12 protein-coding genes are annotated in these 10,808 nt (G+C 35.8%); 4 read left to right on the forward strand and 8 right to left on the reverse strand.

All coding sequences use genetic code 11. The annotated features are described in order from the left end of the window. Together AC1DTM_RS12140 and AC1DTM_RS12145 are read right to left on the reverse strand one after the other, a co-directional pair. Positions 1-705, reverse strand: a 705-nt coding sequence (locus AC1DTM_RS12140; RefSeq protein ID WP_477000266.1) for an ABC transporter permease subunit, incomplete at its 3' end; no start/stop codon positions are given. Positions 706-795: 90 nt separating this feature from the next. Next, a complete protein-coding gene (locus AC1DTM_RS12145; RefSeq protein WP_199715085.1) occupies positions 796-1,530 on the reverse strand; it encodes a YwaF family protein in 735 nt (244 codons plus the stop codon). 223 nt (positions 1,531-1,753) lie between these two features. On the opposite strand from AC1DTM_RS12145, the gene AC1DTM_RS12150 reads away from it, so the two are divergent. The 4 genes from AC1DTM_RS12150 (at position 1,754) to entC (ending at position 6,836) form a co-directional block, all read left to right on the forward strand. Continuing rightward, positions 1,754-2,857: an efflux RND transporter periplasmic adaptor subunit gene (locus AC1DTM_RS12150; RefSeq protein WP_002203346.1), complete on the forward strand. Its 1,104-nt coding sequence runs from the start codon at positions 1,754-1,756 to the stop codon at positions 2,855-2,857. Then, the gene (locus AC1DTM_RS12155; protein WP_016103803.1) at positions 2,854-3,528 is read left to right on the forward strand and encodes an ABC transporter ATP-binding protein; all 675 of its coding nucleotides are present in this window, start codon (positions 2,854-2,856) and stop codon (positions 3,526-3,528) included. Before AC1DTM_RS12150 ends, AC1DTM_RS12155 begins: the two co-directional genes overlap by 4 nt. A gap of 26 nt (positions 3,529-3,554) precedes the next feature. After that, positions 3,555-4,706, forward strand: coding sequence for an ABC transporter permease (locus AC1DTM_RS12160; protein WP_477000269.1), 1,152 nt, complete (start codon positions 3,555-3,557; stop codon positions 4,704-4,706). 717 nt (positions 4,707-5,423) lie between these two features. Next, the gene (entC, locus tag AC1DTM_RS12165) at positions 5,424-6,836 is read left to right on the forward strand and encodes a cell wall-binding protein EntC (protein WP_477000267.1); all 1,413 of its coding nucleotides are present in this window, start codon (positions 5,424-5,426) and stop codon (positions 6,834-6,836) included. A 75-nt stretch (positions 6,837-6,911) separates the two neighbouring features. Here the strand turns inward: entC and AC1DTM_RS12170 are convergent, their stop codons facing one another. The 6 genes from AC1DTM_RS12170 to AC1DTM_RS12195 all read right to left on the reverse strand — a co-directional run. Continuing rightward, positions 6,912-7,997 carry a DUF871 domain-containing protein gene (locus AC1DTM_RS12170; RefSeq protein WP_016103800.1) on the reverse strand — a complete coding sequence of 362 codons (1,086 nt, stop codon included), beginning with the start codon at positions 7,995-7,997 and terminating at the stop codon, positions 6,912-6,914. Continuing rightward, positions 7,987-8,265 (reverse strand): hypothetical protein, encoded by a 279-nt coding sequence (locus tag AC1DTM_RS12175; RefSeq protein ID WP_088098703.1) that lies wholly within the window; start codon positions 8,263-8,265, stop codon positions 7,987-7,989. Before AC1DTM_RS12175 ends, AC1DTM_RS12170 begins: the two co-directional genes overlap by 11 nt. Beyond that, complete coding sequence (locus tag AC1DTM_RS12180; protein WP_002063903.1) at positions 8,241-9,551, reverse strand: PTS sugar transporter subunit IIC; 1,311 nt, start codon at positions 9,549-9,551, stop codon at positions 8,241-8,243. Before AC1DTM_RS12180 ends, AC1DTM_RS12175 begins: the two co-directional genes overlap by 25 nt. A gap of 76 nt (positions 9,552-9,627) precedes the next feature. Continuing rightward, complete coding sequence (locus tag AC1DTM_RS12185) at positions 9,628-9,933, reverse strand: PTS sugar transporter subunit IIB (RefSeq protein ID WP_016103799.1); 306 nt, start codon at positions 9,931-9,933, stop codon at positions 9,628-9,630. A gap of 1 nt (position 9,934) precedes the next feature. Beyond that, positions 9,935-10,255, reverse strand: coding sequence for a PTS lactose/cellobiose transporter subunit IIA (locus AC1DTM_RS12190; protein WP_002125414.1), 321 nt, complete (start codon positions 10,253-10,255; stop codon positions 9,935-9,937). A gap of 111 nt (positions 10,256-10,366) precedes the next feature. Beyond that, a partial coding sequence (locus tag AC1DTM_RS12195) for a PTS sugar transporter subunit IIA (RefSeq protein ID WP_477000268.1) occupies positions 10,367-10,808 on the reverse strand: 442 nt, incomplete at its 5' end.

Genomic DNA, 10,808 nt, shown 5'->3' on the forward strand with positions numbered 1-10,808 from the left:
TTCTATAATATATAAATTAGATAACATAAAAAAAACATTCGTTTTCGCAAAGAAAAGTGTACTAAGCAACACATTTCGTAAAATATGACGATTTAAAATATGAAAACGATCCAGCCCTTTCGCCTTAGCAAATAGTACATAATCTTTTTCTAGCTCATTTTCAAAACGAAGCACTAACATTTTTACAAACATAATCGTAGTCGGTATACTCAAACAAAATATTGGCAATCCTCTAATCGACTCGCCTCCGATTGACGCAATTTGAAAAGGTAAAAAACCTGTTTGTTTAAAAAACCATATAACTAAAATTTGTGATCCTAAAATAAGAAGAATGTCTGGAATGGATTCTAGGAGGATGAGAAATGATTTAATTCGATGTTGTATACGCGGTGAACTACTCATAATCACATAAACAATACAAAATGCTACAAATAATGAAATAAAAAAAGCAGCTAAAAAAATAACAATTGTTTCTTTATAATGGACAAACAACTGTGGGAATAAAAATTTATCTCTCACATATTGCAAATTGGAGATGTCCATTAAGTTCACAAACACTTCTTTTAAACTCTTTATGTACGTTGATGCACGCAGCTCAAATCCATAAAATAATTTCGGCAATGCCCCTAAACAAATAATACCCAAAATCGAAATAATAAATTGAATCGTCACTTCCATTCCATTCAGAAAAACTTTTTTGACCACGTTTTCCCTTCTCTCTATATGTAATTTTCCCTCTAATTTTATTCTTAATTTTCTGAATTGTAAATATTTATAAAATAAAAAATCGCTAGGTTATGATCCTAGCGACTCTTTATGCACATGCTCTTCTCTTTTCGCAAACGGCATATACAAAATGAAACATCCAATAAGCGCCGCAATTTCTAATGAAATAATATAGTAAGGATGCGGCCCTAACATATCGAGTAATGAAGCTGTTTCTGGCTTATGAGCTAAAAACATATAATTGCCACCCGTTTTATAATTCACAAATGAAACTATTGGAATTACTATGTTTAAAAATATCATCGTACGCTTAATCGATTGCAAGGTAGGTCTATATCCTTCTACCCACGTCATAAAGAGCGGTGCCCAAATGAGTAATACATGTGCAATGAAGAATTCTATAAAGCGAAAATGTGGAAAAGCGTATTGCAAGTTTGGCGTTAAAATAGCTTGTGATGCACCGATAATTCCTGTAAAAAACACAATCTCATATATTCTATAACTTTTCGTTACAATCATAATCGATGCTAACAATAAACTTATCGTACATAACTCAAATGGTAATGAAGTGCCTAGCTCAAAAATACCCGCTTTCCATTCCCACATATGAAGTCCAATCTCACTTCCTACAAATAGAAATGCAATCGCATATCGAACCGTTATATTCCACTCACTTTGACGTAATACATCTTGGTATTGATACAGAAAAATTATCCCCACCAACACAATAAATAATATAATGGCATGTTGTCTTGAGTATGGAATAAATGGTTTTAATGGATACGCACTAAAATAAGCTTCCATCTTCCTTCCTCCTCTCCTTCATACAATATTATTGTAAGAAAGTAACAACGAGTCAATTCATCTGCTTAAAGCATAAGTTTCACTAGGACAACCTCTACCTTACATTTGCATATCCATACCTTACAAAACTGTAAGGTTATTGTAAGCTAAAACGATTTGTCAGATTCTTCACCTCTTCTATACTTAATGTAGATACTAAAACGAACGAAAAGGTGATAAATAGATGAAGAAGAAAAATAAAGTGTTAATTACTAGTGTAGTAGCAATCGGAATTGCAGCTGGATCATATTTTGCTTTAGCTGGCGGTAGTTCAGAAGTAGCAATGGCATATGGCGGTTATAAAGTTACGGAAAAACAAATTGAAAATGCACAAAAATTTGGCGGCGAAGTTATTCCAAATGGAATTGAAACAATTTCATTCGATCCAACAAAAGGTACGTATGAATTAGCTGTTAAAAAAGGTGATGAAGTAAAAAAAGGTCAGCTTCTGTTTAAATATAATGACCCTACCGCTAAACAAGGTGTAACGGAAGCAGAAATGCAGAAGAAAATCGCACAAAAAGAAGTAACATTATATCAAAAACAAATTGATGCAGCGAAACAAAAATTACAAAAAGATAAAAATGCCGGCCTTCCTCAGGAAGCATTAAAAGCATCGGAAATCGAAGTGCAACAATTAGAATCACAACTTGAAATGAAGAAGTTTGAAGTAGAAAAAGCTGATGAAATGATTAAAGCAGCAAAAGAGAAAGTAAACACACTTTCTGTAACAAGCCCTGCTGATGGTGTAATTGACGATATCGTAAAAACTGCTGATGAAAAAACAGGTATGAGTGGCATTACTCTTCGTCACGCTGGTCAATTTAAAGTAAAAGGTCAACTTTCTGAATATGAACTTGCTAGTATGAAGGTTGGGCAAGAAGTAACTGTTTCATCAAAAACGGTCGCTGGTAAGACTTGGACAGGGAAAGTAACAGAAATCGGTTCTACACCATTAAAGAGCATGGACGAAAATAAAACTGTTTCTAACTATCAATTCACTGTCACATTAGATAATAGTGAAGAATTACAAAACGGCTTCCACGTTTACGTAACAAGTAAATCTGGCGAAGCAACTGGTACGATTGTTCCGAAAAGCAGTATTGTGAAAAAAGGTGACAAAAATGTTGTCTTCGTTGTAAAAGATGGTAAAGCGAAAGAACAAGCGGTTACTGTTGAATTCGAGACAGATAGCGAAGCAAAAGTTTCTGGAGTGAAAAAAGGAGAGCAAATTATCTCTAAACCTGAAAAAGACTTAAAAGATGGTATGGAGGTTGTCGTTGAATGATTAACTTAAAAAGCATCACGAAATCCTTCCAAAACGGTGCAGAATCCGTTCAAATATTACACGGAATTGACGTAACACTGAACCAAGGAGAATTCACTTCTATTATGGGACCATCTGGTTCTGGTAAATCAACATTAATGAACATTATCGGTTGCTTAGATAAACCAACGACAGGTACGTACGAACTAGCTGGTCAAAACATTTCAAACATGTCTGAGACCGAACTTGCACACGTTCGTAATAAAGAGATCGGGTTCATATTCCAAAACTTTATGTTACTACCAAGACTTACAGCACTACAAAATGTTGAATTACCTCTTATTTATGCAGGTGTTGATAAAAAAGAGCGACGTGAACGTTCACTAGCAGCTTTAACAAAAGTAGGTTTAGCTGATCGTGCTACTCACTTACCAAATGAATTGTCAGGTGGACAAAAGCAGCGTGTCGCAGTCGCACGTGCAATCGTAAATAACCCGAAATTTCTCTTAGCAGATGAACCGACGGGTGCACTTGATACGAAAACAAGCACACAAATTATGGACCTCTTTTACGAACTAAACGAACAAGGCTCAACAATCATTATGATTACCCATGATCGTGAAATCGGGGAAGCAGCAGCGCGCCAAATTGTAATTCGTGACGGAAATATCGTCCAAGATTGGAGAGGTTAATTTTGAACACGAGTGAAAATATACGCATGGCCCTTTCCTCTATCTTTGCTCATAAAATGCGTTCTATATTAACGATGTTAGGTATTATTATTGGTATTAGTGCCATTATTACTATCATTTCAATGGGTGATGGTACAAACGCAAAGTTTAAAAAAGAGTTAGGCCAAGGAAAAGATACGGAAGTAACGATTTACTACAACAACCCTGATTATGGAACTGATAGTGCCAAAATCACACCTGATATGTTAAAACGTCTTCAAACTGTACCAGGCGTTAAAGATGTTTATCCAGATGTAAGTATGAAAGTAAAAGCATCTTCTGGTTCAAAGGATGTCTCTCTTGATTTAAAAGGTGGAAMAGGCGCCTTCATGACAGATGCGAAAATAAAATTAGTTCACGGTCGTGAATTAAATGATAGTGAATTAAAGCAAGCAATCCCTGCTGTTATTTTAAATGAAGAAGCTTTCAATAAATTATTTAACGGCTGGGAATCAAATTTATACACTGACATAAAAGGAAAGCCATATAAAGTAGTCGGTGTGTATGAAACGAAAAATGATTTCGGAATGGCGATGTCAGAAGGCTATACATCACTTGAAAACGCTCCTGTAATCTCAGGAGTAACTGAGTATGACTCTGTAAGATTAATATTAACTTCGCCAGCAGAACGTAAAAGTGTAGAAAAACAAGCCGCTTCTGTTCTAAACGAAATGAAAGCTCCTAAATTTGAGCATAAATTCGAAGCTCAAGATATGGGTGAATTTACGAAGCAACTAGATGAATCAATCGGTATGATGAAAATGGTATTCGGTGGTATCGCTGCTATCTCCTTACTTGTTGGTGGTATCGGTGTAATGAATATCATGCTTGTATCTGTAACAGAACGTACACGTGAGATCGGTATTCGTAAAGCACTTGGTGCAACGCGCGGTAAAGTATTAACGCAATTCTTAATTGAATCTTGTATTTTAACAGGACTCGGTGGTTTCATCGGATTCATGCTCGGTATCTTCTTCGCTTGGATCGTCTCAATCTTTGCCGGATGGCCACTCGTTATCTCAAAAGAACTTGGACTTCTTTCAGTAGGTATCTCAATGCTAATCGGTATTGCATTCGGACTACTACCAGCTAACAAAGCTGCTAAACTTGATCCAATTGAATGTTTACGATATGAGTAAATAAAAAACGTAGGAGTTTACATTCCTACGTTTTTTATTTTATTGAAGGCAAATGTAATTTTATCGACGTTTTGACAAAAATAAGAACCTCTAACTTCTATTATATAAAGTAAAACTATACTCAGTGGGAGTTTTGTTCATCCCCCTCTGAGTATTAGCCTTCACCAATCGGGCGTTTACGGGCAGTTRGTCTCCCACCTAACTTCTTTGCTCCAGCCAAATTTTGAGGTGGGAGTTTTACTGCCCACAAATAGCGGGATAATTCTACTGCAATTCGTGAACCAATTCATAACGATATCGTCCCTTTAAATCATGTTTCTTCTATTATATATGTTTCATGTTACTAATATCTTTTTATCATTTAAACTTTCATTTCTCGCGAAAGCTATCAAGCAATCCTATTATTACAAAAATAATATGTAAAAGAACAAATTCAAGGCGTAATTTTTTCCATACTACAACTTATTTTGTAACAATTATATCTCTATTTCATTAAAATTCACCCTATATATATGACTTCACACACAAAAAAATTATATTTTTATAACTAAATTGCAATTTAAACAGTTAAACACCCCTATTTCGTAACGTTACAGAAATACCAGTGTAACTCTACTGATACATTATTAATCTATTAGTAATTAAAATAGTATTGATTTTATGAATACTATGTTCTAACCCCCTAAAAACCGAGAAGAAAACGCTATCAGGATATTAATGGAATTATTACAGAATATTAATGCCTCGTTACGAATGCTTTGTAGTTTTGTGTTTTCCGCAAATAAGAAAATAATGGTTGCTATAATGAGGTCAACGAAAACAAATGCAATGGAGGCTATTATGAAAAAATTTATGGGTATAGCAACAGCAGCGGTTTTTGGTCTTGGGATTTTCACAACATCTGCTAAAGCAGAAACAATCGTAACGACTGATGTACTAAATGTACGAGAAAACCCAACTACTGAATCACAAGTTGTCGGAAAGTTATTAGATGGATATAAAGTTAACGTTTTACATACAGAAAACGGATGGTCAAAAGTTAAATTAAATAGTGGTAAAGAGGCTTTCATAAGCGCTGACTACACAAAAGATACTTACTACGTAACAGCAAACGTATTAAACGTACGTGCTGGTGCAAACACAGACTCAGAAATTCTTGGTAAGTTGAAACAAGATGATGTAATCGAAACAACACACGAAGTGCAAAATGACTGGATTCAATTTGAATATAACGGAAAAACAGCTTATGTTCATGTTCCTTACTTAACAGGTAAAGCACCAGTTAAAGTTCAACCAGCAGTTAAAGTTGAAAAAGCAATTAAAGTTCAAGACACAGCTAAAGTTCGTGAAGCAGTTAAAGCTGGAGAAGTAACTGAAACTCAAGCAAAAGCTAAAGCTCAAGAAGCAACTAAAGCTCGTGAAGCAGCTGAAGCTCAAGCAGAAGTTAAAGCTCAGGAAGCAGCTAAAGCTCGTGAAGCAGCTAAGGCTCAAGCAGAAACTAAAGCTCAGGCAGATGCTGAAGCTCAAGCAGAAGCTAAAGCTCAAGAAGCAGCTGAAGCTCGTGAAGCAGCTAAAGCTCAGGAAGCAGCTGAAGCTCAAGCAGCGGCTAAAGCTCAAGAAGCAGCTAAAGCTCGTGAAGCGGCTAAAGCTCAGGCAGATGCTGAAGCTCGTGAAGCAGCTAAGGCTCAAGAGGCAGCAGCTGAAGCTCGTAAAGCAGCTAAGGTTCAAGAGGCAGCTGATCGTGAAGCGGCTAATAAGGCTCAAAAACCAGCTACACAACAACCTGTTGCAAAAGAAACTGAGAAAAACACACAATCTTCTTCTCGCGAGTTCCAAGTTGTAGCAACAGCTTACACAGCAGATCCACTTGAAAATGGTTATAAAGCAGGCGACCAAGTAAAATCAGCTTTAGGCCATAACTTAACAGCTAATCCAAACATGAAACTTATTGCAGTTGATCCAAGTGTAATTCCATTAGGTTCAAAAGTATGGGTTGAAGGTTACGGAGTAGCAATCGCTGGTGATACTGGTGGAGCTATTAAAGGAAATAAAATTGACGTTTTAATGCCAGATAAAGGTACATCAAGTAACTGGGGACGTAAAACAGTTACAGTGAAAGTTTTAAACTAATTACTATATAAAAAAGAGTCAGTCTCAACGTTGAGGCTGACTCTTTTTTTATGATTCTTACATTCCTTGTCTTCCCTATTCCACACAAGTAAACTGCGTCCAAGCCCCTACATAATCTAGTAAGAACAACTCCTCTTCAGCAATCGTACCGACAATATTTTTCCGTTCATCTATCGGCATTTCTTTCAAAATGATTTGTAGCTCACCTTTATACTTTCCGAATAGGTTATTACCAATCACCACTTGCCCTCTTTCCTGCAGTACACTTTCGCGTACTGGGAAGTCATAGTCTTTGTACTTTTTACGTACTTCTGTAGAACGTACCATATATTCTGTTATGTCGCCGCGTCTTACGTGTAATTCTTGCAGAGTCGCTCTCTTCTCTACTTCAGTCGCTTCATCTACAAATTGTACTTTCAGCTGCAACATGTAACGATTTAAGTTTCCTAGTTTCTCTAACTCTTCTTCGCTCGCATAAGCATTTCCGATAATGACATCATCGATTAGCCCTGTTGCCCATAAATGTTTCGCTTGTACTTCAATTGGAAGATTACGATGCTCTTCTAATGTACATAATCCGTCGTTAATATCCCATGGACCGATGTTAGCAGCATGTGACGTAATAAAGGCTGCACTGCGAATTCCGTGCTTTTTAAAACGTTCACTACAGCGAATGAAATAGTCGTACGGAAGACCAGTAAATTTTTGCGGATAGAAGTTATGGCAACCAATTAAAGCTGATTTATTCGCCTGATGCGAAAGGATATTTTCTAAATAGGCAATATCATTACTTACGTTTAACTCAATTTTTAAATCGTACGGATTATTCGTCATTTTTGCTTCAGTTAATCCGTCAAACCCTATATCTAAACGAATACCGTCTGCACCCATCTCTGCAAAGAATGATAGATCACTATAACTAATACCAAGTTGATCGAATACAGCCGGAGCTACATCTAAAATAACTTCCATATCGTGCTCTTTTGCATGTCCAATAATTTCTTTAAATTCAGCTACGATTTCCTCTTTCGGACGATTAACAGATAGTAAACAAGTGAATATTCTTGAAAAACCGTGACGTGCCGCTGCTGAAATGTATGCCATATCTTTTTCTTTCGTTGAATGCTCTGGATAAAGTGAAATTCCTAATTTACGCTCCATGCTTTTGCATCTCCTTCACACGTTGTATTAATGCCATGCTCGTAAATCTATATTTTGCAGATAAACATGTTGCACATAAAATCGTTGGTACGATAATAAAGAATGGTGATTGTAAGCTAAATGCTACATAAGCTCCCATTGAACATCCGATAAACAATATCGACACAAGTAGTAAAACTAATAACGATTTACTTTGTACCCATTTTGAATAATGCGCAATGCACTGCCCTGCTACGAATATAATTAAGATGATAATTGCTCCGAGCATTCTGTTTTCTCCTCTCCTGCTAATTGTTGTTTCTCATACATTTTGAAGAATGGATAGTAAATAACGAATGAGATAACAAAGTTAATAAGTACAAGTACACCAGCCATAATTGTCCAGTCCGTACTAATAATAGCTGCAATTGGCGCTAACATCGTAAATGGCAGCTTCGCCATCATCAATGGAATCATACCTGAAACAACTGCGAAATATGATACTGTCGTTGTAACTAACGGTGTAATAACGAACGGAATAATTAAAATTGGATTCATTACAATTGGTGCCCCGAAAATAATTGGCTCGTTAATATTGAATAAACCTGGTACGAATGATAATCTACCTAACTCTTTTAGGAACTTAGATTTAGAGAACATAAACATAATTACTAAAGCTAACGTTGAGCCTGATCCACCAATCCATACGAACCATTGAATAAATTGCTCTGTAAATAAGTTTGGTAATTGATGTGCATTTCCTGTAGCCGTGAATACTTCCATATTTTCAAGAATTGCTGAATCCCACATCGGACGAATGATTGGTCCTAAAATCGCTGGACCATGTATACCGAACGACCAGAAGAATACGATTAGGAATACTGTTAATAAACCACCGAATAAATTATTCCCTACTAATACTGACTTTAATGGTGCAATTAAATATGTGATCGTTGTATTTACATCAAATTTCAAACCGTAACGAATACCCCAGAATAAAAGAATAACTACTAAAGTTGGAATTAATGCTGCAAATGAATTTGCAACTGCTGGTGGTACACTATCTGGTAATTTAATCGAGATATTATGCTTAATCATGAAATGATAAATTTCAACTGCAATTAATGCTGTCACAATAGCTCCAAATAAAGACGTAGCACTTAATGTCCCTACTGAAATATATCTTCCTGCATCAATAACACCTGGTACAGCTTTTGTTATTTGAATTGGTTCAACTGATGCTAGTAAGAAGGCGAGTACAGATAATAATCCTGCACTTAACTGATTGAGCTGATAAAAGTTCGCGAGTGAGGCCCCTACCCCAAATGCTGCGTATAAAGCCATTAAACCTACTGTAAATCGGAATGGAATATCTAAAATATGGCGAAACGGTGCAATCCACTCCATATATGCATCAATTGGTAAATTTAAAAAGATAACGAAAAATGACCCGACAATCGTTAACGGTAATGTAGAAATAACTCCATTCCGAATTGCTAATAAATGTCGTTGCCCCGCAATCTTTTGCGTTGTCGGCATAATCTTCTGTTCCATAAAACTCATAAAACCATTCATCGATAACCCTCCCTATGTTCAATCTGTCGAAAACAAAAATTATAACATTATAATGTTTATATTTAAAAAAATATAATTACGCTAAAACTAACTGTTCAGCTTGCTTAAGTACTTTCAAACCATCACACATGCCATAATCTCGTTGTTCTATAATTGCAACTGGTATATCATATGACTTCGCAAGAAACTCTATCGCTGGAAACAAATACTTCACCTGTGGTCCAATTAAAACAACATCAGCATTTTTTATTTCCAGTTTCACAAGTTCCGAATCGACTGCTTTAATTTTATAATCCTTCCCTTGTTTCTTTGCCTCTTCTTGCATTTTTCTTACAACCATACTCGTTGACATGCCTGCTGCACAACATAATAAAATGTACATATTATACTGTCACTTTCTCTTCCACTCGTTTATGAAGAGTAATAAATTCCTCAGCAAGTTCTTTCACTGTAATGGCATTCATTAAATGATCTTGTGCATGCACTAATAATAAACTTATTTCTGCATGGTTTCCTCTTGCTTCCTCTTGAATTAAATCCGTTTGAATACGATGAGCGGATGATATTTCCTCACTAGCAAGTTCCATCTTTTCACTCGCATTCTGAAAATCTCCTTGTCTTGCAAAAGCGATCGCTTCAAGTGCCGCGCTTCTAGCGTTGCCACCATGTAAAATTAATGCAAATGGAGTTTGCATATCAGTCATTTAAAATTCCTCCAAGCTATGTTTTTTCTATATTCTTATCTTATTATGAAAACGCATACAATTAAACATAAAAAACTTCCGTTATGTAACGGAAGTTTTTATATACTTTTCTTATAAAGATAATAATATCTCTTGGAAATCTTCAATTACTTCAGCCTGAGTTAATTTCTCTATCGTATTCTGGCTAGACATAATATCATATAAAAAATCATAAAGCTTTTGTAAATCTTCATTATTATTGTGCTTCACACTAAATAAAATAATAACTTGTACTTTCTTATCTCCCCAGTCAACAGCCTTTTCAAGTGTACAAAACATCAAAAATGTTTGCTCACTTAATAACTGCATCGGGTGTGGAATCGCAACTAAATTCCCAACCGCTGTAGGAGATGTGTTCTCTCTCTCCATAACAGAAGCATAAAAGTTTGCGGGTACATAACTTTTCGCAGCAGCTTTCTCACATAAAAACTGGATAACCTCTTCTTTCGTAGAAGCACTACGATTTAAGAAGATCAAATCTTCCTTAATATATTGCTGCACACTATTATTCACA

Source organism: Bacillus sp. P4_D3, assembly GCF_056401855.1.

Coding starts and splice junctions, on each gene's coding strand:
- AC1DTM_RS12145 (WP_199715085.1), bottom strand. CDS start 1,530: ATGGAAGCTTATTTTAGTGCGTATCCATTAAAACCATTTATTCCATAC.
- AC1DTM_RS12150 (WP_002203346.1), top strand. CDS start 1,754: ATGAAGAAGAAAAATAAAGTGTTAATTACTAGTGTAGTAGCAATCGGA.
- AC1DTM_RS12155 (WP_016103803.1), top strand. CDS start 2,854: ATGATTAACTTAAAAAGCATCACGAAATCCTTCCAAAACGGTGCAGAA.
- entC (WP_477000267.1), top strand. CDS start 5,424: ATGGAATTATTACAGAATATTAATGCCTCGTTACGAATGCTTTGTAGT.
- AC1DTM_RS12170 (WP_016103800.1), bottom strand. CDS start 7,997: ATGGAGCGTAAATTAGGAATTTCACTTTATCCAGAGCATTCAACGAAA.
- AC1DTM_RS12175 (WP_088098703.1), bottom strand. CDS start 8,265: ATGCTCGGAGCAATTATCATCTTAATTATATTCGTAGCAGGGCAGTGC.
- AC1DTM_RS12180 (WP_002063903.1), bottom strand. CDS start 9,551: ATGAATGGTTTTATGAGTTTTATGGAACAGAAGATTATGCCGACAACG.
- AC1DTM_RS12185 (WP_016103799.1), bottom strand. CDS start 9,933: ATGTACATTTTATTATGTTGTGCAGCAGGCATGTCAACGAGTATGGTT.
- AC1DTM_RS12190 (WP_002125414.1), bottom strand. CDS start 10,255: ATGACTGATATGCAAACTCCATTTGCATTAATTTTACATGGTGGCAAC.